Here is a 25,621-nt window from a genome sequence, read left to right as displayed (position 1 = left end):
CTACTAGTCGGGGATGACCAGGCTGTGAAAGACTAACCCGCTTTCAATTGCCGCCATAGCCCCCCATGCCCGCTATCGATCACCCACTGATTGACCGTTTTCTCGATGCCCTGTGGCTGGAGAAGGGCTTGTCCGTGCACACAAGGGCGGCTTATCGCAGCGATCTGGCGTTGTTCAATGGCTGGTTGCAGGCGCGTGATCTGGAGTTGCCCAGCGCCGGCCGTGAGTTGATTCTCGATCACCTGGCCTGGCGCTTGAACGAAGGTTACAAGGCTCGCTCCACGGCGCGGCTGATCTCGGGGTTGCGCGGCTTTTATCGGTTCTTGTTGCGTGAAGGGCTGATTGGCACCGATCCGACCCTGCAGGTTGACTTGCCGCAGCTCGGCAGGTTGTTGCCAAAATCCCTCTCGGAGGCGGATGTCGAGGCACTGCTGGCGGCACCGGACTTGGATGACCCGATCGGTCTGCGCGATCGTGCCATGCTCGAGGTGCTCTATGCCTGCGGCTTGCGGGTCAGCGAGCTGATCGGCCTGACCCTGGAGCAGGTCAATCTGCGGCAGGGCGTGCTGCGGGTGTTTGGCAAGGGCAGCAAGGAGCGTCTGGTGCCGCTGGGCGAAGAGGCGATCCTGTGGATCGAGCGCTACAGCAAGGAGGCGCGGCCGTTATTGCTGGGCGGCAAGCCCAGTGACGTGCTGTTTCCCAGCTTGCGTGGCGAGCAAATGACCCGGCAAACCTTCTGGCATCGAATCAAGCTGCAGGCCAGGGTGGCAGGTATTGCCAAAAGCCTTTCGCCGCACACCTTGCGTCATGCGTTTGCTACCCATCTGCTCAATCATGGTGCCGATCTGCGGGTGGTGCAGATGTTGCTGGGGCACAGCGATCTGTCGACCACGCAGATTTATACCCATATCGCTCGGGCGCGCCTGCAGGAGTTGCATGCCCAACACCACCCAAGGGGCTGAGGTGGCCGTCCGACCTGCTGTGGTCTGCCTTTGCGGGCATCTATGGTAGGCTGTTGCAACCTTCGTTTGTCCTACGCTCGTTAGGAGTATCCATGCGCGTGACCCGTATTTTTGCAGCCGTGGCCCTCGGCTTGGCCAGCAGTTTGAGCTTGGCCGCCGACCCTGATCTGGTGATCCGCAAGAGCCTGCAGGCTATCCAGCCAGACCTGCCAATCGAAGCGATTGCCGAGAGTCAGATGCCCGGTCTGTATCAGATTCAGCTCAAGGGCGGCCGCCAGTTGTATGCCAGCGCCGACGGCCAGTTCCTCATGCAGGGCTATCTGTTCCAAATCAAGGGCGGCAAGGCGGTCAACCTGACCGAGCAGCATGAAACCCAGGCTATTGGTAAAGAAATAAACGGCATTCCGACCAAGGAAATGGTGATCTTCGCGGCGAAGCAGCCCAAGACCCACATCACCGTGTTCACCGACACCGATTGCGGTTACTGCCAGAAGCTGCACAGCGAAGTCCCGGAACTCAATCGCCTGGGCGTCGAGGTGCGTTACGTGGCGTTTCCGCGCCAGGGATTGGAGAGTCCGGCCTATAAGGAACTGGTCAGCGTCTGGTGTGCCAAGGACCGCCAGGCGGCGATGAACCTGGCCAAGACGCGCCAGGAGGTACCCGCTGCCGAATGTGACAATCCGGTGGCCAAGCAGTATGCCCTGGGGCAGATGATCGGGGTCAATGGCACACCGGCGATCGTCTTGGCCAATGGCAAGTTGATACCCGGTTACCAGCCAGCGGCGCAATTGTCCAAGCTGGCGCTCGAAGCCGAGTGATTGTGGGCCTCGGCCCGATTGACTAATAAACAGCCGCTTCGTAAGGTGCGGCTCTTTTTTCTTTTCTGCGGCCGGAGCTAGCTCCGGCCGTTTTACGCAGTGCAGATGGGGAGTTCAGTGTGAAACCGGTCAAAGTAGGCATCTGTGGGCTCGGTACCGTCGGTGGCGGTACCTTCAACGTGCTCAAGCGCAACGCCGAGGAAATCGCGCGGCGTGCCGGGCGTGATATTGAAGTGGCGCAAATTGCGCTGCGTTCGCAGAACCCGCAGTGCGACATTACCGGTACCCCCATTACCCACGATGTATTCGAGCTGGTCGACAATCCCGAGATCGAGATCGTCATCGAGCTGATCGGGGGCTATACGCTGGCCCGTGAGCTGGTGCTCAAGGCCATCGACAACGGCAAGCACGTGGTCACCGCAAACAAGGCGCTGATCGCCGTGCATGGCAATGAGATCTTCGCCCGGGCGCGCGAGAAGGGCGTGATAGTCGCGTTCGAGGCTGCGGTGGCGGGTGGCATCCCGGTGATCAAGGCGATTCGCGAGGGGCTGGCAGCCAATCGCATCAACTGGTTGGCCGGGATCATCAACGGCACCGGCAACTTCATCCTCAGCGAAATGCGCGAGAAAGGCCGGGCGTTCGACGACGTGCTCAAAGAGGCGCAGGCGCTCGGCTATGCCGAAGCCGATCCGACCTTCGACGTCGAAGGCATCGATGCGGCGCACAAGCTGACCATCCTCGCCTCCATCGCCTTCGGCATTCCGCTGCAATTCGACAAGGCCTACACCGAAGGCATCACCAAGCTGACCACGGCTGACGTGGGCTATGCCGAAGCCCTGGGTTATCGCATCAAGCACCTGGGCGTGGCGCGTCGTACCGACGCCGGTATCGAACTGCGGGTGCACCCGACATTGATCCCGGCCGATCGCCTGATCGCCAACGTCAATGGCGTGATGAACGCGGTGATGGTCAATGGCGACGCGGCGGGCTCGAGCCTGTATTACGGCGCTGGCGCCGGCATGGAGCCGACCGCTTCCTCGGTCATCGCCGACCTGGTCGACGTGGTGCGCGCCCTGACCACCGACCCGACCAATCGTGTGCCGCACCTGGCCTTCCAGCCGGATTCGTTGTCCGATCACCCGATTCTGCCGATCGCGGCGTGCGAGAGTGCCTACTACCTGCGCATTCAGGCCAAGGACCATCCCGGCGTGCTGGCTCAGGTGGCGAGCATCCTGTCGCAGCGTGGGATCAACATCGAGTCGATCATGCAGAAGGAAGTCGAAGAACACGACGGCCTGGTGCCGATGATTCTGGTGACCCATCGGGTGGTCGAGGCGCGTATCGATGAGGCGCTGGCCGCCTTGGAGGCGCTGGACGATGTCGTTGGCAAAGTCATGCGCATCCGCGTCGAACAGTTGAACTAACCCGCAGCAAGCCGCCCGCGCAGCAGGCGCGTGCGGCTTACCGCTTGAAGCTTGCAGCTCAAACCGAAGGTTTGCCAACCATGCGCTATATCAGTACCCGCGGCCAGGCACCGGCCCTGAATTTCGAAGACGTTCTGCTGGCTGGCCTGGCCAGTGATGGCGGTCTCTACGTACCGGAAAACCTGCCACGCTTTACCCAGGAAGAAATCGCCTCCTGGGCCGGCTTGCCCTACCACGAACTGGCCTTCCGGGTGATGCGTCCGTTCGTGACCGGCAGCATTCCGGATGCCGATTTCAAGAAGATTCTTGAAGAGACCTACGCGGCCGGCCCAGATGGCGTGTTCGCCCACGGCGCGGTGGCGCCACTGCGTCAGCTGAATGGCAACGAGTGGGTGCTCGAACTGTTCCACGGCCCGACCCTGGCGTTCAAGGACTTCGCCCTGCAGTTACTCGGTCGTTTGCTCGACTATGTGTTGGCCAAGCGCAACGAGCGCGTGGTGATCATGGGGGCTACCTCGGGTGACACCGGTTCGGCGGCCATCGAAGGCTGCAAGGCCTGCGACAACGTCGACATCTTCATCCTCCATCCGCATAACCGGGTGTCCGAAGTGCAGCGCCGGCAGATGACCACCACTCTCGGCGAGAACATCCACAACATCGCCGTGGAAGGCAACTTCGACGACTGCCAGGAGATGGTCAAGGATAGCTTCGCCGACCAGAGCTTCCTCAAGGGCACGCGTCTGGTGGCGGTCAACTCGATCAACTGGGCGCGGATCATGGCCCAGATCGTCTACTACTTTCACGCCGCCCTGCAGCTCGGCGGTCCGGCGCGCTCCATTGCGTTCTCGGTGCCGACTGGCAACTTCGGCGATATCTTCGCCGGCTACCTGGCGCGCAACATGGGCCTGCCGATCAGTCAGCTGATCGTCGCGACCAACCGCAACGACATTCTCCATCGCTTCATGAGCGGTAATCAGTACGTCAAGGGCGACCTGTACCCGACACTGTCGCCGTCCATGGACATCATGGTTTCGTCGAACTTCGAACGCCTGCTGTTCGACCTGCACGGGCGCAACGGTGCGGCGATTGCCGGGCTGATGAGCAACTTCAAGCAGGGTGGCGGTTTCAGCGTGGAAGAAGAGCGTTGGACCGAGGCGCGCAAGTTGTTCGACTCGTTGGCGGTAGACGACCGGACGACCTGCGAAACCATCGCCGACGTGTTCGCCGAGTGCGGTGAGCTGCTCGATCCGCACACCGCCATTGGCGTGCGTGCGGCCCGTGAATGTCGGCGCAGTCTGGCCACGCCCATGGTCATCCTGGGGACTGCACACCCGGTGAAGTTCCCCGAGGCGGTGGAGCAGGCCGGCGTCGGCCAGGCTCCGGCGTTGCCACCGCATCTGGCTGATCTGTTCGAGCGCGAAGAGCGCTGCACGGTGCTGGCCAATGACCTGAAAACGGTGCAGGGTTTTGTCACCCAGCACGGCAATCGCGGCAAGCCACTGTAACGGTGCGCGCGATTGGGCCAAGGCCGGTTACCGCAAGGTGCCGGCCTTTTTCGTGGGTGTGAGATCTGGGCGCGCTGCTGTCTCAGCCGGCCAGCAGCAAGTAGGTCAGCGCCATGAGCACGATCAGGCCCAGCCAGATCAGGGCGTTGAGCTTGCTGTGAATCAGTATTCCAGGGCCGCGCAGGCGGATCTGCGGGTTTTCCTCCAGGTAGCGGTGGATCCGTTTTTCGGCTTCTTGCGCGCTTATCCCCTGGCGTACCTGCAGCAGTTCGATGGCCTCCTCGCGCCTGTCCTGGCGCAAAACCAGCAGCACGTCCTCGGGCAGTGCGGGTTCATCGGCAAGCATGGCTCTGCTCCTGGGCTGATTCAGATGGCGCCGTTGCGGCGCAGTTCGGTAACAGCTGCATGGCTATAGCCTAGCGCAGCGAGGATCTGCTCGGTGTGTTCGCCCAGTTGCGGGCCTGTCCACTCGACGCCGCCCGGGGTGTCGGACAGCTTGGGCACTATGCCGGGCATCTTGAATGGCGTGCCGTCCGGCAGCTTGGCGCTGAGGAGCATCTCGCGGGCGAGGTATTGCGGGTCGTTGAACATGTCCTCGGCGCTGAAGATGCGACTGGCCGGTACTTCGGCCTGGTTCAGCGTGGCCAGTACCTGCTCCAGCGGCAGTCCGCCGACCCAGCGGTCGATGACCCCGTACAGCTCGTCGCGGCGGGCGTCGCGGCCGTCGTTGCTGGCCAGGCTCGGGTCTTCGGCCAGGTCATGGCGGTCGATGGCCTGCATGAAGCGTTTGAAGATCGCATCGCCGTTGGCGCCGATCTGGATGTGCTTGCCATCGCTGCTGGTGTGGATCGAGGACGGCGTGATGCCGGGCATGATATTGCCGCTGCGCTCGCGAATGAAGCCGAACACGTCGAACTCCGGCACCATCGACTCCATCATGGCGAAGATCGCTTCATACAGCGCCACATCCACCACCTGGCCCTGGCCGCCGTTGACCTCGCGGTGACGCAGGGCCATCAGCGCACCGATCACACCCCACAGGGCGGCAATCGAATCGCCGATGGAAATGCCGGTGCGCACCGGCGGCCGATCCTCGAAGCCGGTGATATAACGCAGCCCGCCCATGGCTTCGCCCACCGCGCCGAAGCCCGGCTGATCCTTCATCGGACCGCTCTGGCCAAAGCCGGACAGGCGCACCATCACCAGCTTGGGGTTGAGCGCATGCAACACCTCCCAGCCCAGGCCGAGTTTTTCCAGCACCCCGGGGCGAAAGTTCTCGATCAGGATGTCGGCCTCGCCGAGCAGCTTCTTCAGCACTTCCAGGCCTTGCTCGTGCTTGAGGTTGAGGGTGATCGAGCGCTTGTTGCGCGCCTGCACGAACCACCACAGCGATGTGCCTTCGTAGAGCTTGCGCCACTTGCGCAAGGGATCGCCGCCATCGGGCGACTCGACCTTGATCACCTCGGCACCGAATTCGGCGCAGATACGCGCGGCGAAGGGGCCAGCAATCAGGCTGCCGAGTTCGATCACTTTCAGGCCGGTGAGGGGTTTGCTGGGCAGTTGCATGGCGCTTCCATCTATCAGGCGGTGGTCGTGACTCTAACGTGAGCGGGCGGCATCGGGTAGACTTGCTGGCTTATTTGCCCAGCCAAGAAGCCCGCCAATGGCCCTGCCGTCAACCACCTACAAGATCGATCTGAACCTTACCGACATCGACCGCAGCGTCTATCAAAGCCTGCGCTTCACCGTGGCCAAGCACCCGTCGGAAACCGAAGAGCGCCTGGCCGCGCGGCTGATTGGCTATGCGTTGTTCTATGACGAGCAACTGGCTTTCGGCCGTGGCCTGTCGGACGTGGATGAGCCGGCGCTGTGGGAAAAGAGCCTGGACGACCGTGTGCTGCACTGGATCGAAGTCGGTCAACCCGATAGCGATCGCATCACCTGGTGTTCGCGACGCACCGAGAAGTTCAGCCTGGTGGCCTACGGCAACTTGCGCGTGTGGCAGGCCAAGGTGCTCGCGCCGGTGCGCAGCCTGAAGAACATCAACGTGGTGGCGCTGGATCAGGAGGCGCTGGCCAGCCTGGCGCTGGACATGCCGCGGGCGCTGAGCTGGAGCGTGATGATCAGCGACGGCGAGTTGTTCGTCACCGATGAGCGCGGTCAGCATGAAGTGCCGATCGAGTGGCTGATTGGCGAACGCTGAAGCGCTTGTATTGTTGCCGCGACCCTGACCGCGATGAGTGTGCCCACGCACCAGCGTGGGAACACAGCCGATGGCTCCGCGCCAGGCCGTAGGGCGGGTGCAACCCGCCACCTTTTGAATCCGGCGGGTTGCACCCGCCCTACAAGATAAAGCCACCATGCGTATCGAAGCCCGACCGTTACCCGCCATCTTGCCCGATCTGGGTAATCTGCCGCCGTTGTTGACCCGTTTGTATGCCGCTCGTGGCGTGCAATCGGTGGCCGAACTGGACAAGGGCCTGGCACGGCTGATCCCTTACCAGCAGTTGAAGGGCATCGAGGCGGCGGTCGAGTTGCTGGTGCAAGCCCTGGAGCAAGGCCAGCGGATGCTGATCGTCGGTGACTTCGATGCCGATGGTGCCACTGCCAGCACGGTTGGCATGCTTGGTTTGCGCATGCTCGGCGCGGCCCATGTCGACTACCTGGTGCCGAACCGCTTCGAGTACGGCTACGGCCTGACTCCGGAAATCGTTGCAGTGGCGCTGCAGCGCCAACCGCAGTTGTTGATTACCGTGGACAACGGCATTTCCAGCGTCGAGGGCGTGGCGGCGGCCAAGGCGGCGGGACTGATGGTGCTGGTCACCGATCATCACTTGCCCGGCGCCGAGCTGCCGGCAGCGGATGCGATCGTCAATCCCAACCAACTGGGCTGCGAGTTCCCGAGCAAGGCGATGGCCGGGGTCGGGGTGATTTTCTACGTGCTGCTGGCGCTGCGTGCGCGGTTGCGCGAGCTGAACTGGTTCAGTGCGCAGCGCCCGGAGCCGAATCTGGCCGAGCTGCTCGACCTGGTGGCGTTGGGCAGCGTCGCCGACGTGGTGCCGCTGGACGCCAATAACCGCATCCTCGTGCATCAGGGCCTGGCGCGGATTCGTGCCGGCCGCGCACGGCCGGGCTTGCGCGCAATTCTCGACGTGGCCGGGCGTCAAGCGGAGCGTATTACCTCCACGGATCTGGGGTTTATCATCGGCCCGCGCCTGAATGCAGCGGGACGGCTGGATGACATGAGCCTGGGGATCGAATGCCTGCTTTGTGAAGATGAAGCGCTGGCCCGCGACATGGCAGTGGAGCTGGATCAGCTCAACCAGGACCGCAAAGCCATCGAGCAGGGCATGCAGCGCGAGGCCTTGGCCCAGCTCAAGGATCTGCCGCTGGAAGACATGCCATTCGGTCTGTGCCTGTTCGACGCGGATTGGCACCAGGGTGTGATCGGTATCCTCGCCTCGCGCCTGAAAGAGCGTTACCACCGGCCGACCATTGCCTTTGCCGATGCCGGCGCCGGTGTACTCAAAGGGTCGGCGCGCTCAGTGGCGGGCTTTCATATCCGCGATGCCCTGGATGCCGTCGCGGCCAAGCATCCGCAGCTGATCAGCAAGTTCGGCGGGCACGCCATGGCGGCGGGTTTGTCGCTGCCTGAAGCCAACTTCGGTGCCTTTGCCGTGGCCTTCGATGCCGAGGTGCGGCGTCAGCTTGACGAAGACGACCTGACCGGGCGCCTGCTGTCCGATGGCGCCTTGTCAGTGGAAGAGTTTCATCTACCCCTGGCCAAGGAACTGCGCAATGCCGGGCCCTGGGGCCAGCATTTTCCCGAGCCGCTGTTCCACGGGGTGTTTCAGGTGGTCCAGCAGCGCCTGGTCGGTGACAAACACCTCAAGTTGGTGCTGAAGACCGAGTGCGGCGGCCAGACCCTGGATGGCATCGCCTTCAACATCGACCGCGAGGTCTGGCCCAATCCCACCGTGCGCTGGGTCGAGCTGGCCTACAAACTGGACGTCAACGAGTACCGTGGCCGGGAAAGCGTGCAGCTGATGGTGGCGCACCTGGCGCCGCGTTGACGATCAGCTCTGGTTTGCCCGCAGGCGCGCTTCATCGGCGATGACTCGCTCGCTGACATCGCTCCAGCGTGAGAGCGACTGCGGCGATTGCCCGGATTTTTGCTGCGGCGCCTTGGCCAGGAAGACCCCGTGGTTATTGAAGGCATACACCGGCAGCAGGTCGCGGCGTTCGTCGGCCAGCTTGATCTGCGGGTCGAGGTTGTCGAGGATCAGTGGCTGCGCCGTCTGACTCGGGTAGTAGGCCAGCACCATATGCGCCTGGTTGAGCGCCAGGGCCTTGACGAAGGTCAGGCGCAGTTTCTCGCTGGGCACGCCCATCTCTACCAGGCTGAAGTACTTGCCGATGGCGAAGTCTTCGCAGTCGCCGCGGCCGCGTGACAGGGTCTGCAGCGGCGTCGCCCAGTATTCGTCCGCGCCCCATATTTCGCGATCGGTCCCGTAGCTCACCGCGCGATTGATGAAGTCGTTGACCGTTTGCAGCTTGCTGCGCTCGTCCAAGACGCCGCCCTGCTCGATCAGGCTGCGCCAGCTGCTCAGCCGTGCCTGCTCGATGGCCTGAGTCAGGGCGCGGACTTCTGTCTGGTCAGCGCCAAGGCAGTGGCTGCCAGCCATGCTCAGCAGGGTTGTCAGGGCAATGGGCAACGTGCGGGCGAGGGTGACTGAAAGTCGGGGCATGGTTGGGGCTGTCTGCGCTGGACTGTTGAGCCATCCATAGCCTTAATCGAGGTTTACTCGATTTGGCCGCCATCCTACCGACGTCAATTAGTGAGCGCATAGAGGCAGTGTGTGATGGAAAACACTATTTGAGGATTTCCCCCAGATTAAGCGACGAACTGCATGGGGGTGGTGTTGGCGGGGGGAGGTCGTTGCGCAGGTGGCGCCGCCGGCTCGGGCCGGCGGCGCGGTGGCCTTACCAGCCCAACTGCTTGTTGAAACCGAGGGCGTCGTAGTAGTCGCCCTGGTAGGCGATCTTGCCGTCCTTGATACGGATGAAACTGACCCCCTCGAAGCTCAGCGGCTTGCCGGTGGCCGGGGTGTCGGGGCCCCAGGCGCCGCTGTTGGTGCCGCTGAAGAGCCACTGAAAGGCGATGCCATCGGCGCCGACGATCGGCGCGCTGGTCATCTTCCAGCTCAGGTCCGGCACCGCGCCGATGAATACCTTGATCACATTGTCGCGCGCCGCCGCTTTGCCGTTCTGCGGGGTGCCGACGGTGGCATCGAAGTACACCGCGTCCTCGGCCAGGAAAGTTGCGGCCAGGTCGGCGTCGTGGGCGTTCCAGGCGGCCATGTAGCTATCGACTATGGTCTTGGCGTCATCCGCTGCCTGAACCAGCCCGGCAGCGGCGAACAGCAGGAAGAAACTGATACTGCGCAGTACGGTTTTCATGGTTGGTGCTCCAGCTCAGGATGAGTGGCCCGGCATGGGCCGCCCGGTTTTTTTACCAACTGCTAATGCTTGAACATGATGTGACGCACGGCGGTGTAATCCTCCAGCCCGTACATCGACATGTCCTTGCCGTAGCCGGACAGCTTCATCCCGCCGTGGGGCATTTCGCTGACCAGCATGAAGTGCGTGTTGACCCAGGTGCAGCCGTACTGCAGGCGTGCGGCGAGGCGGTGGGCGCGGCCGACGTCCTGGGTCCAGACCGAGGAGGCCAGGCCATAGTCGGAATCGTTGGCCCAGGCCAGCGCCTGCACTTCGTCATCGAACGGGGTGACCGAGACCACCGGGCCGAACACTTCGCGGCGCACTATCTCGTCGTCCTGGCGGGCACCGGCGAGTACCGTGGGTTGATAGAAGAAGCCGGGGCCGGCGACCGCCTTGCCGCCGGTAACCACCTCGATATGGCCCAGCGCGGCCGCGCGTTCGACGAAGCCGCTGGCGCGGTCGCGGTGCTCGGCGGTGATCAGTGGGCCCAGCTCGGTGGCCGGGTCGTGCTGCAGGCCATGCCTGATACTGCCGACCGCGGCGCCCAGTTCGGCGACGAACTTGTCGTAGATGCCTTTCTGCGCATAGATGCGGCAGGCGGCGGTGCAGTCTTGCCCGGCGTTGTAGAAGCCGAAGGTGCGGATGCCTGCCACCGCGGCTGCGATATCGGCGTCGTCGAAGATCAGCACCGGCGCCTTGCCGCCCAGTTCCATGTGCAGGCGCTTCACCGAGCTGGCGGTGCTGGAGATGATGTTGGCACCGGTGGCTACCGAACCGGTCAGCGACACCATGCGCACCAGGGGATGGGTCACCAGTGGGCTGCCGACACTCTGGCCGCAGCCGAAGACGATGTTGACCACGCCGGCCGGGAAGATCTCGGCGAGAAACTCGGCCAGCTTCAGCGCAGTCAGCGGGGTCTGCTCGGACGGCTTGAGCACCACGGTGTTGCCGGCGGCCAGGGCCGGGGCGAGCTTCCAGGCGGCCATCATCAGCGGGTAGTTCCAGGGCGCGATGGACGCCACCACGCCGATCGGGTCGCGGCGGATCATCGAGGTGTGACCCGGTAGGTATTCGCCGGCGGCGCTGCCCTGGAGGCAACGGCTGGCGCCGGCGAAGAAGCGGAATACGTCGGCGATGGCCGGGATCTCGTCGTTCAGCGCGGCGGCATAGGGCTTGCCGCAGTTGTTCGATTCCAGTTCGGCCAGTTCCTCGGCATGCGCCTCGATCTTGTCGGCCAGGCGCAGCAGCAACCGCGCACGGTCTTTCGGTGTGGTCTGCGACCAGCCGTCGAAGGCGGCATCGGCGGCACGTACGGCGGCGTCCACCTGATCGCTGCTGGCCTCGTTGATCTGCAGCAGCGGAGCGCCGAGCGCCGGGTTGAGCACCGCCAGGCTGGCGCCTTCACCAGCGACCAGTCGGCCATTGATCAGCAGTTTGCTTTGCATTGCGCAATCCTCCGGTTGGGGCTTCTACGAATTAACGGCAGCGGGCTTACTTGCCGCCGCTGCCGGCCACGCTCTCACCGCCCTTGGTCAGGTAGTAAGCGCCAAGGATCGGCAGCATGGTCGCCAGCATCACCGACATCGCTACCACGTTGGTGACCGGTACATCGCGCGGGCGACTGAGCTGGTTGAGCAGCCACAGCGGCAGGGTGCGTTCGTGACCGGCGGTGAAAGTGGTGACGATGATCTCGTCGAACGACAGGGCGAACGCCAGCATGCCGCCAGCCAGCAGGGCCGAGCCGAGGTTGGGCAGGATGATGTAGCGGAAGGTCTGCCAGCCGTCGGCGCCGAGGTCCATCGAGGCCTCGATCAGGCTGTAGGAGGTGCGGCGAAAGCGCGCGATCACGTTGTTGTAGACGATCACCACGCAGAAAGTGGCGTGGCCGACGACGATGGTGAAGATCCCCGGCTGGATATCCAGGGTCTTGAACGCCGCCAGTAGGGCTAGGCCGGTGACGATGCCGGGCAGGGCGATCGGCAGGATTAGCAGCAGCGAGATGCCTTCCTTGCCGAAGAAGTCGCGGCGGTACAGCGCGGCGGCGGCCAGAGTGCCGAGCAGCAGGGCGATCAGGGTGGCCAGGCAGGCGATCTGCAACGACAGCTTGATCGACTCAAGCACATCGTCCCGGGCGAAGGCCACGCTGAACCAGTGCAGGGTGAAGCCCTGGGGCGGGAAGCTGAAGGCGGCCTCCTCGGTGTTGAAGGCGTAGATGAAGATGATCAGGATCGGGAAGTGCAGGAACAGCAATCCCGCCCAGGCCGCCAGCTTGAGGCCCCAGGAAGCCCGCTCTGACGAGGGAGTATTAGAGTGCATCGAAGGCCCCCAGGCGTTTGACGATGGACAGGTAGATGGCGATCAGCACGATCGGCACCAGGGTGAAGGCGGCGGCCATCGGCATGTTGCCGACCGCGCCCTGCTGCACATAGACCATGCTGCCGATGAAGAAGCCGGGCGGGCCGACCAGCTGCGGCACGATGAAGTCGCCCAGGGTCAGCGAGAAGGTGAAGATCGAACCGGCGGCGATGCCCGGGATCGACAGCGGCAGGATCACCTGCACGAAGGTCTGCCAGGGCCGTGCGCCGAGGTCGGCGGAGGCCTGCAGCAGCGACGGCGGCAGGCGTTCCAGGGCGGCCTGGATCGGCAGGATCATGAACGGCAGCCAGATATAGACGAACACCAGGAAGCGGCCCAGGTGCGAGGTCGACAGGGTGCTGCCGCCGACCCCGGGAATGTTCAGGATCAGCTGCAGCACCGGCGCCAGGCCGAGCTGGTCGACAAACCACTGGGCCACCCCGCCTTTGGCCAGCAGCAGGGTCCAGGCGTAAGCCTTGACGATGTAGCTGGCCCACATCGGCATCATCACCGCGATATAGAAGAACGCCTTGGTCTTGCCCGTGGTGTGACGCGCCATGTAGTAGGCGATGGGGAAAGCCAGCAGGGCGCTGGCCAGCGATACGGCGATGGCCATGCTCAGGGTGCGCAGGATGATGTCGTAGTTGGCTGGCCGGAACAGCGCGGTCAGGTTGTCCAGGGTCAGCTCCGGGGTCACCGTCATGCTGTAGTCGTCGAAGGTGTACAGGCCTTGCCAGAGCAGGGTCAGCAGCGAGCCGAAGTAGATCGCGCCGAACCATAGCAGCGGCGGCACCAGCAGCAGCGCCAGGTACAGGTTGGGCTTGCGGTACAGCAGGTTGGACAGGCGGTGCAGGGGGCCATGGGCCGGCTGCCGGGTCCGGGATTTCAACGACGCCTGCATCTCAGTGACCCTCACTCGTCGCGCCGTCCTGCAGGGCGACCATGGCCGCCCGGGCCCAGCGCGCGGTCACGGCCTGGCCCGGCTGGAAAGCCGAGGTGCCGGCCTGCCACTGATCGTTGGCCTGGCTGATGCTGAGGTTCTGGCCGTTATCCAGCTGGATTTCATAGCGGGTGGCCGCGCCCTGGTACTGGATGTCGAGCAGCAGGCCGCTGACTTCCACCTCGCCGCTGGTGGCCGCCTGGTCGTCGGCGAAGCGAATGTGCTCGGGGCGGATCGAGCAGGCCAGGGCCTGGCCGGTCAGGCGTTTGGCCAGCTCGCCGCGCAGCACGTTGGAGGTGCCGACGAACTCGGCGACGAACGCGGTCGCCGGCTTCATGTACAGGTTGCGCGGGCTGTCGACCTGCTCGATGCGACCCTGGTTGAACACCGCGACACGGTCGGACATCGACAGCGCCTCGGTCTGGTCGTGGGTGACGAAGATGAAGGTGATGCCGAGCTGGCGTTGCAGCTTCTTCAGTTCGCCCTGCATCTGCTCGCGCAGCTTGAGGTCGAGTGCGCCGAGCGGTTCATCCAGCAGCAGCACCCGTGGCCGGTTGACCAGGGCGCGGGCCAGGGCGACGCGCTGGCGCTGGCCGCCGGACAGTTGCGCCGGCTTGCGCGCGCCGTAGCCGTCCAGGGCGACCAGGGCCAGGGTCTCTTCGGCACGGGCGTAGCGCTCGCTCTTGCCCACGCCCTTGACCTTGAGGCCGTAGGCGACGTTGTCCAGCACGTTCATGTGCGGGAACAGTGCGTAGTCCTGGAACACCGTGTTGACGTCGCGCTGATAGGGCGCCAGGCCCACGGCCTCCTCGCCATGGATGCGGATGCTGCCGGTGCTGGGCTGCTCGAAACCGGCGATCAGGCGCAGGCAGGTGGTCTTGCCCGAGCCCGAGGGGCCGAGCAGGGAGAAAAACTCACCATCCTGGATGTCGATGGACACCCGGTCGACGGCCTTGACCTCGCCGAACACGCGCGACACACCGGTGAATTGCACTGCAAGGGTCATAGCAAAAGCTCCAGAAGAAAAAACCATCCATCCCGCCCTGGCTGCCGGGCTTTGCCGATACGACGGGGCAGGGTGGATGTGTCACGGTGAAATCAATTGCTCGGGATGCGCGGCTGGATAAGGCTTTAGCCAGCCGCCATCAGATCGCTCCCCGTGTGTGGCTCACGCCGAAGCTCCGTGAGCGAGCGGTTCGTGGGCAAGGTGTCCCGCAGTCGTAGGGTGGATGACGCTTTATCCATCCACCATTGCGTCGTCGATCCGCCGAAACCGCCGACTCTGCAGCTCGTAGGATGGCTGAGCCCGCGATACCCGTCGTCTTACGGGCGGCACTCAAGCACCGATGGGTATCGTTTCACTCAACCCATCCTACGAAGCCAGGCAATCACTGCCTGTCTTAGCGGCCGCCCATGATCGCAATGTAGTCCTGGGTCCAGCGGCTGTAGGGCACGTACTTGCCGCCCTCGGCCTGCGGGGTCTTCCAGAAGGCGATCTGCTCGAACTTGTCGAAGCCATTGGTCTTGCAGCCTTCGGCGCCGAGCAGTTCATTACCCTGGCAGGCGGCGGGTACCGCCGGCAGGGAGCCGAACCAGGAGGCCAGGTCGCCTTGCACCTTGGGCTCCAGCGACCAGTTCATCCACTTGTAGGCGCAGTTCGGGTGCTTGGCCTCGGCGTGCAGCATGGTGGTGTCGGCCCAGCCAGTGGCGCCCTCTACCGGCACCACTGAGGCGATTTGCTGGCTTTCCGCCTGCAGGGCGTTGACCTGGTACGGCCAGGAGCCGGAGGCGATCACCCCTTCGTTCTTGAAGTCGCTCATCTGCACCGTGGCGTCGTGCCAGTAACGGTGGATCAGCTCATGTTGCTGGCGCAGCAGGGCCAGGGTGGCGGCGTACTGCGCCTCGTTGAGCAGGTAGGGGTCGTCGATCCCCAGCTCGGGCTTGGTCGCCTTGAGGTAGAGCGCCGCGTCGGCGATGTAGATCGGGCCGTCATAGGCTTGGACCCGGCCCTCGTTGCTCTTGCCATCGGGCAGGGTCTGCTTCTCGAACACTACCTTCCAGCTGGTCGGCGCCTCTTTGAACACGCTGCTGTTGTACATCAGCACGTTCGGTCCCCATTGATAGGGGGTGCCGTAATGCTGGCCGGCGACGGTGTGCCAAGGTGCGTCCTTGAGGCGCTCGTCGAGCGACTTCCAGTTGGGAATCAGGTCGATATTGATCGGCTGTACGCGCTTGCCGGCGACCAGGCGCAGCGAGGCGTCGCCCGAGGCGGTGACTAGGTCGTAGCCGCCCTTGGCCATCAGGCTGACCATTTCGTCGGAGGTGGCGGCGGTCTTGACGTTGACCATGCAGCCGGTCTGCTGCTCGAAACCAGTGACCCAGTCGTAGCCCTTGTCGGTCTCGCCGCGCTCGATATAACCGGGCCAGGCGACGATATCCAGGCGCCCTTCGCCGGCACCGACCGCCATCAGCGGCTCGGCGGCTTGCAGGCTGGCGCTGGCCAGCAGTGCGCTGGTCAGCGCACTCAACAAAGCGGTTTTTTGCACGAACATTGGAATTCCCTCTTGTCTATTGTTGGGTTCGGGACAGTTGCACGTCGCGTTGCTCGCCCTTGCGGGGCTGGTTGTTGCTACTACCTGCTCAATCCAGTTGCTCGCCGTGGCGAGCCATGCTGTGGCGCACCACGCTGTAGTCCTGCCACGAATCGCTGAACAGACCCTTGCCGTGGCCGGAGCGCTTGAGGCCGCATGGGGCATCGCGCTGACCAGCATGAAGTGACTGATGATCCAGGTGCTGCCGTACTGCAGACGCGCGGCGACCTGCATGGCCTTGTCCAGATTGTCGGCCCACAGCGAAGTCGCCAGGCCGTATGCGGAGTCGTTGGCCCAGTCCACTGCGGTAACCAGTTCGTCGAAACGGGTGACGGTGACCACCGCGCGAACACCTCGCGCTGGCTGTCTGCAGCCGGCGAGCAGGGTCGGCTGGTAATAGAAATCGGGGCCGGAATACACGGCGGCGCCGGTGACGCGCTCGATATGCGGTTGACCAAGGGTGCGCTCGACGAAACGGGCCTCTCGCTCGCGCTGGCGCGCACTGATCAGCGGGCCGATCTCGTTGTCCGCGTCCGTCTGGCGGGCAAAGCGTACGTTGCTCACGGCATCACCCAGCTCCGCGACTAAACGGTCATGGATACTTGTTTGAGCATAGATGCGGCAGGCCGCAGTGCAATCCTGGCCAGCGTTGTAATAGCCATAGGTGCGCACGCCTTCGACCACCGCTTGCAGGCGGGCGGGCGAGTAGATCGGCGTGCTGTTCGATGGCGGCGGCGATGCCGAGGAGGATCAGCGAGCGCTGCTGCGCGGTGGTCCGCGACCCGCGGGGAAATGCCCGGTGTGCTGCAAGGATGGCGGCCTCGACCGGCTTGCTTGAGGCTTTGGCGATGCGGGCGAGGACTTCGCCGTTGGCCGGGTTGAGGATCGCTTCCCCCACGCCTACCGGCGAGCAGTTGGCCGTCGATCAATAATTCACGGAGTGCGGCTCGCAAGGTTGCGTTGCGGCAACATCTCGACGCAATCCGCCCGCCAGGGCCGGAATTTCCCGTTTAGTCTGGCGGTCTTATTTGCACCTTTGTTACCCAGGAGACTTGTCGATGAATACCCGTGGATTGCTCGATCAGCTACTCAAATCCGGTCAGGACCTGCTGCAAAACAAGGCTGGGCAAAACCCCGGCAAGGGTTCCGCCGCCGGTGGTTTGGGTGGTTTGTTGTCAGGTGGTGGTGCCGGCGGTCTGGGCAGTCTGCTATCCGGAGCGGGGGGCGGCGCATTGGCTGGCGGTGCCATGGGTTTGCTGCTGGGCAACAAGAGTGCGCGCAAGTTGGGCGGCAAGGCGCTGACCTATGGCGGCCTGGCCGCGCTCGGGGTGATCGCCTACAAGGCCTATGGCAATTGGCAGGCGCAGCAGGCGCAAGCGCTGCAAGGCGAACCGCAAACCCTCGATCGCTTGCCGGCGGCGCAGGCCGAGGTGCACAGCCAGGGCATTCTCAAGGCGCTGGTGGCCGCTGCCAAGGCGGATGGGCATGTCGATGCGCGTGAGCGCCAGCTCATCGAAGGCGAACTGGTCAAGTTGACCAATGACGCCGAGCTGCAGCGCTGGCTAGAGGCCGAGCTGAACAAGCCGCTGGATCCGGCCGACGTGGCGCGCGCGGCGACCAGCCCGGAAATGGCCGCCGAGATGTATATCGCCAGCGTACTGATGGTCGATGAGGAGCACTTCATGGAGCGCGCCTACCTGGAGGAGCTGGCCCGTCAGCTCAAGCTCGATCCGGCGCTGAAAAGCCAGTTGGAAGCCCAGGTGCGCGTGGAGCTGAACGCCGGCTGACGTTCGGCCTGCTGCCCGGTTGCAATCCGGGGCCGCGCATCGCCCAGGCGCTCCATCCCTGGATTGCATTCGGGTGACCAACGCTGGGCAGGGTGGATGACGCCTTTTTCATCCGCCCTCGCTGTTAGTGGATGGGTAACGCGTCGTCCGCCGCTGTCACAGAGCTTGCACAGGTGCATAGGATTTACCGGCCCGGTTGCCATTCACGCGTCTATCTCAGACCAAATGATCATTCTGCCGCGCGGCCCAAGCGGCTAGGCTGGTGCTCATTGGCATCTACACGAGCATGACGAGGGCAGCGATGCAGCAACTCGAGGACAGCTACGATTACCTGATCGTCGGGGCCGGCCCGGCCGGCTGCCTGTTGGCCAATCGCCTGTCTGCCGATCCTGCGGTACGGGTGTTGTTGCTGGAGGCCGGCGGGCGTGACAACTATCCGTGGATCCATATTCCGGTCGGTTACCTGTATTGCATCGGCAACCCGCGCACCGACTGGTGCTATTCCACCGAGGCCGAACCCGGCCTGAACGGCCGCGCGCTGAACTATCCGCGCGGCCGGGTGCTGGGCGGCAGCTCGTCGATCAACGGCATGATCTACATGCGCGGCCAGGCCCGCGACTACGATGCTTGGGCGGCGGCCGGCAATCCCGGCTGGGCCTGGGACGATGTCTTGCCGCTGTTCAAACGTACGGAGAACCATTTCGCCGGCAGCAGCGCGGTGCACGGCGCGGCAGGCGAGTGGCGGGTCGAACGCCAGCGCCTGTCCTGGCAGGTGCTGGAAGCCTTCCGTCAGGCCGCGGGGCAGAGCGGTATCGCCAGCATCGAAGATTTCAACGCGGGCGATAACGAAGGTTGCAGCTATTTCCAGGTCAATCAGCGCCGTGGCGTACGCTGGAACGCGGCGAAAGCCTTCCTCCGCGATATTCGTCAACGGCCCAATCTGCGCGTACTGACGGGTGCCGAGGTGCAGCGGGTGGTGCTCGCCGAGGGCCGCGCCGATGCATTGAGTCTGCGCTGGCAAGGGCACGAACGGCTGATCCGGGCGCGCCGCGAGATCATCCTGTGTGCCGGCTCGATCGGTACGCCGGCACTGCTGCAGCGTTCGGGTATCGGTCCGCGGCCGTTATTGCAGCGCCTGGGCATCGGCGTGCAGCACGAGCTGGCCGGCGTGGGCGAGAACCTGCAGGATCACCTGCAGTTACGCCTGATCTACCGGGTCAGCGGCGTGCCGACCCTCAATCAGATCGCCGGCAGCCTGTGGGGCAAGCTGGGCATGGGGCTGGAGTACTTGTTCAAGCGCAGCGGTCCGCTGGCCATGGCGCCGAGCCAGTTGGGCGCGTTTGCCCGGTCCAGTGCCGAGCAGGCGTCGGCCAACCTGGAATACCACGTGCAGCCGCTGTCGCTGGAGCGTTTCGGCGAGCCGCTGCATGACTTTCCGGCCTTCACCGCCTCGGTGTGCAACCTGCGTCCGCACAGCCGTGGCAAGGTCGAAATACGTTCGCTGGACGTCGCGCAGGCGCCGTTGATTCAACCCAACTACCTGAGTGACCAGCGTGACTTGCAGGTGGCGGCCGATGCCATCCGCCTGACTCGACGCATCGTCGCCGCGCCGGCGCTGGCGGCCTTCAAGCCCGAGGAATACAAGCCGGGGCCGAGTTACCAGAGCCAGGAGGATTTGCAGCGGGCTGCGGGGGAGATCGGTACCACGATTTTCCATCCGGTCGGCACCTGCAAGATGGGCTCGGGACGCGCTGCGGTGGTCGATGCGCAGCTGCGCGTGCATGGTGTGCCGGGGCTGCGTATCGCCGATGCCTCGATCATGCCGAACATCGTCTCGGGCAACACCTGTTCGCCGGTGCTGATGATCGCCGAGAAAGCCGCGCAGTTGATTCTCGAACCGCAATCTTGGCCGGGCCAGGAGGTTAGCCTGGCGCGGCCCGTGGGCGAGGGCGTTGCCGGCTGAGCGCCCGCTGGTCTGCCGCCTGGCCAATCCCGGCCGCGTGCGGGCTGCCAGAGCTAGTGCGACTACGGTATACTCGCCGGCTTTTCCGAAAGTTTTACCTGCGAGTGCCGCCAGCCATGGAAATCAACCCGATCCTGAATAGCCTCAAGGACCTGTCCGAGCGCACCCAGACTATTCGGGGGTATCTTTGACTACGATCAAAAGCATGATCGTCTAGTTGAAGTAAATCGCGAACTCGAAGACCCGAACGTCTGGAACAACCCCGAATACGCCCAGAATCTGGGGCGTGAGCGCGCCGCTCTGGCGTTGATCGTCGACACTATCGACGACCTCGACGGCAACCTGGTCGACTCCCGCGACCTGCTGCAGATGGCTGCCGAAGAAGAAGACCAGGGCGCCGTCGACGATGTCGCGGCCGAGGTCGAGCGCCTGCGCGGCATCCTCGAGAAGATGGAATTTCGCCGCATGTTCAGCGGCGAGATGGACGCCAACAACGCCTACCTGGACATCCAGGCCGGCTCCGGCGGCACCGAAGCCCAGGACTGGGCCAACATCTTGCTGCGCATGTACCTGCGCTGGGCCGACAAGCGCGGTTTCGACGCCACCATCATGGAACTGTCGGCCGGTGAAGTCGCCGGGATCAAGGGCGCCACCCTGCACATCAAGGGCGAGTACGCCTTCGGCTGGCTGCGCACCGAGATCGGTGTGCACCGCCTGGTGCGCAAGAGTCCGTTCGACTCCGGCAACCGTCGTCACACCTCGTTCTCGGCCGTGTTCGTCTCGCCGGAAATCGATGACAACATCGAAATCGACATCAACCCCTCGGACCTGCGCATCGACACCTACCGTTCTTCGGGCGCCGGCGGTCAGCACGTCAACACCACCGACTCGGCGGTGCGGATTACCCACGTGCCGAGCAATACCGTGGTCTGTTGCCAGAACGAACGCTCGCAGCACGCCAACAAAGACACCGCGATGAAGATGTTGCGGGCGCGTCTGTACGAGCAGGAAGTGCAGAAGCGCAATGCTGCCTCGCAAGCCCTGGAAGACACCAAGTCGGACATCGGCTGGGGGCATCAGATTCGCTCCTACGTGCTCGATCAGTCGCGGATCAAGGATCTGCGCACCAATATCGAGCGTAGCGACTGCGTCAACGTGCTCGACGGCGATATTGACGAGTACCTGGTGGCCAGCCTGAAACAGGGGCTTTAACCACACGTAATGTAGGTTGGGCCGGTCAGGCCCAACGAGCGGCGCTGCATTTGCGTAGGAGGCCGGCCCATTGGCCGGATGTTGAGCATCGCTGCGCTCAGCACCACCCTACGATTACCAGGAAAGACCAGAGACCATGAGCGACCAACAACTCGACCAGCACGAACTGCAACAGGAAGAAAACAAGCTGATTGCCCAGCGCAAGGAAAAGCTTGCCGCCGCGCGTGAGCAGGGCAACGCCTTCCCCAACGATTTCCGTCGCGACAGCTACTGCGCGGACTTGCAGAAACAGTACGTCGATAAGACCAAGGAAGAGCTGGCCGACGCCGCTATTCCGGTCAAAGTCGCTGGTCGCATCATGCTCAACCGCGGCTCCTTCATGGTCATTCAGGACATGAGCGGGCGCATCCAGGTGTACGTCAACCGCAAGACCCTGGCGGAAGAAAAACTGGCCGAGGTGAAAACCTGGGACCTGGGCGACATCATCGCCGCCGAAGGCACCCTGGCGCGTTCCGGCAAGGGTGACCTGTATGTCGAAATGACCCAGGTGCGTCTGCTGACCAAGTCGCTGCGCCCGCTGCCGGACAAGCACCACGGCCTGACCGATACCGAAACCCGCTATCGCCAGCGCTATGTCGACCTGATCGTCAACGAGGAGGTGCGCGACACCTTCCGCGTGCGCTCCCAGGTGATCGCCCATATCCGTACCTTCCTCATGCAGCGCGACTTCCTCGAAGTGGAAACGCCGATGCTGCAGACCATTCCGGGCGGCGCCGCGGCCAAGCCGTTTGAAACCCACCACAATGCCCTGGATCTGCAGATGTTCCTGCGCATCGCCCCGGAGCTGTACCTCAAGCGCCTGGTGGTTGGCGGTTTCGAGCGAGTGTTCGAGATCAACCGCAACTTCCGTAATGAAGGCGTTTCGACCCGGCACAACCCCGAGTTCACCATGCTCGAGTTCTACCAGGCCTACGCCGATTACGAAGACATGATGGACCTCACCGAGGAGCTGTTCCGCGAGTTGGCGCAGCTGGTGCTGGGTTCGACCGACGTGCCCTACGGCGAGAAGCTGTTCCATTTCGGCGAGCCGTTCGCACGCCTGTCGCTGTTCGACTCGATCCTCAAGTACAACCCGCAAATCAGTGCCGAAGATCTGCGCGATATCGACAAGGCGCGGGCCATCGCCGAGACCGTCGGCGCCGACGTGAAGGGCTACGAAGGCCTGGGCAAGCTGCAAACCATGATTTTCGAAGAGTTGGTCGAGCACAAGCTGGAGCAACCGACCTTTATCACCCAATACCCGTTCGAAGTGTCGCCGCTGGCCCGGCGCAACGATGCAGACCCCAGCGTCACCGACCGTTTCGAGCTGTTTATCGGCGGCCGTGAAATCGCCAACGCCTATTCCGAGTTGAACGACGCGGAAGACCAGGCCGAACGCTTCCAGGCCCAGGTGGCCGACAAGGACGCCGGCGACGACGAAGCCATGCACTACGATGCCGATTTCGTCCGCGCCCTGGAGTACGGCATGCCGCCGACCGCCGGTGAAGGTATCGGTATCGACCGCCTGGTGATGCTGCTGACCAATGCGCCGTCGATTCGCGATGTGATCCTCTTCCCGCACATGCGCCCGCAGGCGTGAAGCCAAGCCGCCCTCGGGCGGCTTTTTGTTGCCTGGCGCTGAAATTATTCTGCGCAATACTGCCTAACACGAGATGTCGCTGTTTCTTAGTGCGCGCGAGGACTGTCCAGCCGTGAGTTCCACCCCTGCCCAAGATAGCGCCACCCGTGTGGCCAATGCCGTTGCCCAGAGTGTGCAGTACCAGGGCCGCAAAACCAGCCGGCAGGGCAGCGAGCAGCGTCGTCAGGCGATTCTCGATGCCGCCATGGCCATCATCGTGCGCGATGGCGTGCGCGCCGTACGCCATCGCGCGGTCGCCGCCGAAGCCGGGGTGCCGCTGTCGGCCACCACCTATTACTTCAAGGATATCGATGACCTGATCACCGATACCTTCGCCCAGTTCGTTGAGCGCAGCGCTGCCTACATGGCCAAATTCTGGAGCAGCACCGAGGGTGTGTTGCAGGAGTTGCTCGGCGCGCTCGATGGCAGCGTGCAGGCACGCCAGCACCTGGCAGACGAGATTGCCCGCTTGGCGCTGGAGTACGTGCGCCATCAGCTGCTTAGCCGGCGCGACCATTTGCTCGCCGAGCAGGCCTTCAAGCAGGAAGCCTTGCTCAATCCGCGCTTGCACGAGTTGGTGCGTGCCCATCGGCAGATTCTCTTGCAGGGCGTCAGCCAATTTTGCCAGGTGTTGGGTTCAGCGCAGCCCGAGCAGGATGCCAAGCTGTTGACGGCGATTATTGGCTGGATGGAGTATCAGGGCCTGCTCGATGGGCTCGAGCAGTTGGATAATGAGGACATGTTGGCCATTCTTAAACGGTATATGCATGTAGTGTTGGCACTCTGAGTAGCGCCCTGCGGCCGGGGCTCTCAAGGATTATCTGCAGGCGTGGTCGAATTGTTTTCACAAGGAGAGCGAAATGAATGCCTGGCGCGTAGCGATTGCCTTGTCCTTGCTGCTGTTGAGCGGCTGTCTGGTGACCTTCAACGACCCGATTCCAGCCAACGAAGCGGCGCCCATCCCTCTGCTCGGCGAATGGTCGCGCAAGGACGAATGGGGTGAGCGCTACTATCTGGACATTACCCGTGCCGGCTCCAGCCTCTACGAGGCCAGAACCTACAAGGGCAGCCCGGACAACCTCGATAGCCTGGAAAAATACGGTTTCACCGTGGCCCATCATGGCCGGCGCTGGTATCTGTCGGCCGGTCTGCCGCAAAACTTGGGTGGCAACTTCGCCATCGCCGGTTTCGAACTGACCGTCGACAATGAGTTGGTGATCCACACCCTGGATGTCGAGCGCATTGTGCAGGAGCTTGAGGCAGGCACGTTGCAAGGCAAGTCAGTCGATACGCAGCAGGGTGAGGGGGTATTGATTACCAGCCCACTGGATGCCGTATTCGCCTATCTCGACGACCAGGCCAATTCGGATGTATTTATCGAGGTCGCGCGCTTTCAGCGCGTCGGTCCATAGTTAGTTAATGAGCAAATAATGAGGGAGCGATGAACAGTCTCACTGGGTTGGACGACTATCAGCTTACCGTGCGGGCGTTGTCCGACCGGATTGTCGAGGCGCAGACGCCGATTCGTGTGCTGGATGCGGTGAAGTGGGACGACAGCATTCGCGAGGGTTTTCTCAAGCACAAAGGCAAGAAACTGCCTGCGGTAGATCGTGCCTATTACGACAGCCGGCCGTTGGCCTTCGATGCAGCGGCGAAGAAGCTGGAGTTCCAGAATATCGAGCGCGACGTCACCCGCCAGTTGGGCCAATTCAACCCGGTCGGGCAGATCATGCGGCGCATGTGCCGCGAGTACCGCATGGTCATTCGCATGCTTGAGGCGCGCGGCACCGAGGACTTCGGCCTGATCTCGCAGGAACTCTACGGCGCGGCGTCGGATGCCTTCCATGCCGGTGACCCGACCCTGTCCGACCTGGGCCTGATGTTTTCCGGCTACCTGAATAACATCGACAAGCGTGGCGACCTCGAGGACGAGCCGAAAGACCTCACCGCCAAGCAGGCCGTCGACCTGCTGCAACATCGTCTGAACAAGGTGTTTGGCGAGGCAGAAGACACCATTCGGGTGTTCGAGTCCGATGGCATCCTCGCCGACGCCGCTGCCGGTGCCGATTACATCAAGATTCGCGCCGATGCGATGTTCAACCAGCGTGACGTCAAGGCCTTGGAGGTGCATGAAGGACTGGTGCATGTGGCGACCACCCTGAATGGCCTGAATCAGCCGGTGTGCACCTTCCTGGCCAAGGGCCCGCCATCCTCTACTGTGACCCAGGAAGGCCTGGCGATTCTGATGGAGGTGATTACCTTCGCCTCCTACCCGACCCGTCTGCGCAAGCTGACCAACCGCACGCGCGGCATCCACATGGCCGAGGAGGGTGCGGACTTTCTCCAGGTGTTCGAGTTCTACCGCGAACAGGGCTTCAGTCTGGAGGAGGGCTACAGCAATGCCAGTCGGGTGTTCCGTGGCTCGACCCCGACCGGGCTGCCGTTCACCAAGGATCTGTCCTATCTGAAGGGCTTCATCATGGTCTACAACTACATCCAGTTGGCCGTGCGCAAGGGCAAGCTGGAGCAGATACCGCTGTTGTTTTGCGGCAAGACCACCCTGGAAGACATGCGCACCCTGCGTAAGTTGGTCGACGAGGGCCTGGTGGTAGCACCGAAATACCTGCCCGAACAGTTCCGCGACCTCAACTCGCTGTCGGCCTGGATGTGCTTCTCCAACTTCCTCAATCACCTGAGTCTCGACCGGATTGAAGCCGACTACGCCAACATCCTCTGAAAGCTGCTGCGGGCTTCGCGCATCATGCTGCGTTGAAGATGCGGCCGGAAATGCTCATTTACAGCAGTAAACTCCGCTTTCCGGCCTCATCTTCGCCTTGCCTGCTCTTCGCTCGCGACGCTTTCAGGTCATGCGATAGGGTAGCCC

23 protein-coding genes and 1 pseudogene are annotated in these 25,621 nt (G+C 63.2%); 13 read left to right on the top strand and 11 right to left on the bottom strand.

Annotation, left to right across the window (positions count from 1 at the left end):
- Positions 1 to 65: 65 nt before the first annotated feature.
- The 4 genes from xerD to thrC all read left to right on the top strand — a co-directional run bounded on the left by xerD (position 66) and on the right by thrC (position 4,709).
- On the top strand, positions 66 to 962 hold the full coding sequence (xerD, locus tag VCJ09_RS18380; protein ID WP_079202954.1) for a site-specific tyrosine recombinase XerD: 897 nt from the start codon (positions 66 to 68) through the stop codon (positions 960 to 962).
- A 92-nt stretch (positions 963 to 1,054) separates the two neighbouring features.
- Positions 1,055 to 1,780 (top strand): thioredoxin fold domain-containing protein, encoded by a 726-nt coding sequence (locus VCJ09_RS18375; RefSeq protein ID WP_324731536.1) that lies wholly within the window; start codon positions 1,055 to 1,057, stop codon positions 1,778 to 1,780.
- 119 nt (positions 1,781 to 1,899) lie between these two features.
- Entirely contained in the window at positions 1,900 to 3,204 is a 1,305-nt protein-coding gene (locus tag VCJ09_RS18370) for a homoserine dehydrogenase (protein ID WP_324731535.1), read from the top strand.
- An 80-nt stretch (positions 3,205 to 3,284) separates the two neighbouring features.
- A complete protein-coding gene (gene thrC / locus VCJ09_RS18365) occupies positions 3,285 to 4,709 on the top strand; it encodes a threonine synthase (RefSeq protein ID WP_324731534.1) in 1,425 nt (474 codons plus the stop codon).
- An 82-nt stretch (positions 4,710 to 4,791) separates the two neighbouring features.
- Here the strand turns inward: thrC and VCJ09_RS18360 are convergent, their stop codons facing one another.
- Together VCJ09_RS18360 and VCJ09_RS18355 are read right to left on the bottom strand one after the other, a co-directional pair.
- Positions 4,792 to 5,055: a hypothetical protein gene (locus VCJ09_RS18360; protein ID WP_324731533.1), complete on the bottom strand. Its 264-nt coding sequence runs from the start codon at positions 5,053 to 5,055 to the stop codon at positions 4,792 to 4,794.
- Positions 5,056 to 5,075: 20 nt separating this feature from the next.
- Positions 5,076 to 6,275, bottom strand: a complete 1,200-nt coding sequence (locus VCJ09_RS18355) for a CaiB/BaiF CoA transferase family protein (protein ID WP_324731532.1) — start codon at positions 6,273 to 6,275, stop codon at positions 5,076 to 5,078.
- 97 nt (positions 6,276 to 6,372) lie between these two features.
- On the opposite strand from VCJ09_RS18355, the gene VCJ09_RS18350 reads away from it, so the two are divergent.
- The gene (locus VCJ09_RS18350; protein WP_324731531.1) at positions 6,373 to 6,912 is read left to right on the top strand and encodes a YaeQ family protein; all 540 of its coding nucleotides are present in this window, start codon (positions 6,373 to 6,375) and stop codon (positions 6,910 to 6,912) included.
- A gap of 157 nt (positions 6,913 to 7,069) precedes the next feature.
- Positions 7,070 to 8,782 carry a single-stranded-DNA-specific exonuclease RecJ gene (gene recJ / locus VCJ09_RS18345; protein ID WP_324731530.1) on the top strand — a complete coding sequence of 571 codons (1,713 nt, stop codon included), beginning with the start codon at positions 7,070 to 7,072 and terminating at the stop codon, positions 8,780 to 8,782.
- A 3-nt stretch (positions 8,783 to 8,785) separates the two neighbouring features.
- Here the strand turns inward: recJ and VCJ09_RS18340 are convergent, their stop codons facing one another.
- The 9 genes and pseudogenes from VCJ09_RS18340 to VCJ09_RS24980 all read right to left on the bottom strand — a co-directional run bounded on the left by VCJ09_RS18340 (position 8,786) and on the right by VCJ09_RS24980 (position 16,995).
- Entirely contained in the window at positions 8,786 to 9,457 is a 672-nt protein-coding gene (locus VCJ09_RS18340) for a transglutaminase-like cysteine peptidase (protein ID WP_324731529.1), read from the bottom strand.
- Positions 9,458 to 9,692: 235 nt separating this feature from the next.
- Positions 9,693 to 10,169 (bottom strand): ester cyclase, encoded by a 477-nt coding sequence (locus tag VCJ09_RS18335; RefSeq protein ID WP_324731528.1) that lies wholly within the window; start codon positions 10,167 to 10,169, stop codon positions 9,693 to 9,695.
- Between the two features lie 62 nt (positions 10,170 to 10,231).
- Positions 10,232 to 11,656, bottom strand: coding sequence for a gamma-aminobutyraldehyde dehydrogenase (locus tag VCJ09_RS18330; protein WP_324731527.1), 1,425 nt, complete (start codon positions 11,654 to 11,656; stop codon positions 10,232 to 10,234).
- Positions 11,657 to 11,702: 46 nt separating this feature from the next.
- The gene (locus VCJ09_RS18325) at positions 11,703 to 12,527 is read right to left on the bottom strand and encodes an ABC transporter permease (protein ID WP_324731526.1); all 825 of its coding nucleotides are present in this window, start codon (positions 12,525 to 12,527) and stop codon (positions 11,703 to 11,705) included.
- Positions 12,517 to 13,455 (bottom strand): ABC transporter permease, encoded by a 939-nt coding sequence (locus tag VCJ09_RS18320; protein ID WP_407692980.1) that lies wholly within the window; start codon positions 13,453 to 13,455, stop codon positions 12,517 to 12,519. The genes VCJ09_RS18325 and VCJ09_RS18320 overlap by 11 nt, the downstream gene beginning before the upstream one ends.
- A gap of 13 nt (positions 13,456 to 13,468) precedes the next feature.
- Complete coding sequence (locus tag VCJ09_RS18315; RefSeq protein ID WP_324731524.1) at positions 13,469 to 14,512, bottom strand: ABC transporter ATP-binding protein; 1,044 nt, start codon at positions 14,510 to 14,512, stop codon at positions 13,469 to 13,471.
- Between the two features lie 394 nt (positions 14,513 to 14,906).
- Positions 14,907 to 16,058 carry a putative ABC transporter substrate-binding protein YdcS gene (gene ydcS, locus VCJ09_RS18310; RefSeq protein ID WP_079202940.1) on the bottom strand — a complete coding sequence of 384 codons (1,152 nt, stop codon included), beginning with the start codon at positions 16,056 to 16,058 and terminating at the stop codon, positions 14,907 to 14,909.
- A gap of 88 nt (positions 16,059 to 16,146) precedes the next feature.
- Positions 16,147 to 16,796: pseudogene (locus VCJ09_RS18305) on the bottom strand (aldehyde dehydrogenase family protein); the annotation flags it as partial.
- Positions 16,690 to 16,995 carry an aldehyde dehydrogenase family protein gene (locus VCJ09_RS24980; RefSeq protein ID WP_456107305.1) on the bottom strand — a complete coding sequence of 102 codons (306 nt, stop codon included), beginning with the start codon at positions 16,993 to 16,995 and terminating at the stop codon, positions 16,690 to 16,692. The gene VCJ09_RS24980 and the pseudogene VCJ09_RS18305, both read right to left, overlap by 107 nt.
- A gap of 160 nt (positions 16,996 to 17,155) precedes the next feature.
- Here VCJ09_RS24980 and VCJ09_RS18300 point away from each other — a divergent pair, with 160 nt between their 5' ends.
- From VCJ09_RS18300 to VCJ09_RS18270, 7 genes are all read left to right on the top strand, one after another.
- Positions 17,156 to 17,884 (top strand): tellurite resistance TerB family protein, encoded by a 729-nt coding sequence (locus VCJ09_RS18300; protein ID WP_324731523.1) that lies wholly within the window; start codon positions 17,156 to 17,158, stop codon positions 17,882 to 17,884.
- 301 nt (positions 17,885 to 18,185) lie between these two features.
- Positions 18,186 to 19,847, top strand: coding sequence for a GMC family oxidoreductase (locus VCJ09_RS18295; protein WP_324731522.1), 1,662 nt, complete (start codon positions 18,186 to 18,188; stop codon positions 19,845 to 19,847).
- 116 nt (positions 19,848 to 19,963) lie between these two features.
- Positions 19,964 to 21,059 (top strand): peptide chain release factor 2 gene (prfB, locus tag VCJ09_RS18290; protein WP_324731521.1). Its coding sequence is split into 2 segments (ribosomal slippage): positions 19,964 to 20,035 and positions 20,037 to 21,059, totalling 1,095 coding nucleotides; the frame shifts between segments, so codons are not numbered across the junction.
- A 136-nt stretch (positions 21,060 to 21,195) separates the two neighbouring features.
- Complete coding sequence (lysS, locus tag VCJ09_RS18285) at positions 21,196 to 22,698, top strand: lysine--tRNA ligase (RefSeq protein WP_324731520.1); 1,503 nt, start codon at positions 21,196 to 21,198, stop codon at positions 22,696 to 22,698.
- A gap of 112 nt (positions 22,699 to 22,810) precedes the next feature.
- The gene (locus VCJ09_RS18280; RefSeq protein WP_324731519.1) at positions 22,811 to 23,524 is read left to right on the top strand and encodes a TetR/AcrR family transcriptional regulator; all 714 of its coding nucleotides are present in this window, start codon (positions 22,811 to 22,813) and stop codon (positions 23,522 to 23,524) included.
- Positions 23,525 to 23,597: 73 nt separating this feature from the next.
- Positions 23,598 to 24,149, top strand: a complete 552-nt coding sequence (locus VCJ09_RS18275; protein WP_324731518.1) for a hypothetical protein — start codon at positions 23,598 to 23,600, stop codon at positions 24,147 to 24,149.
- Between the two features lie 29 nt (positions 24,150 to 24,178).
- Positions 24,179 to 25,474, top strand: a complete 1,296-nt coding sequence (locus VCJ09_RS18270) for a flavohemoglobin expression-modulating QEGLA motif protein (RefSeq protein ID WP_324731517.1) — start codon at positions 24,179 to 24,181, stop codon at positions 25,472 to 25,474.
- Positions 25,475 to 25,621: the final 147 nt, after the last annotated feature.

The sequence above is a fragment of the Pseudomonas paeninsulae genome, assembly GCF_035621475.1.
Taxonomy (GTDB): domain Bacteria; phylum Pseudomonadota; class Gammaproteobacteria; order Pseudomonadales; family Pseudomonadaceae; genus Aquipseudomonas; species Aquipseudomonas paeninsulae.
The sequence above is the reverse complement of the archived record's forward strand: the minus strand, read 5'-3'. Positions and strand labels throughout refer to the sequence as shown.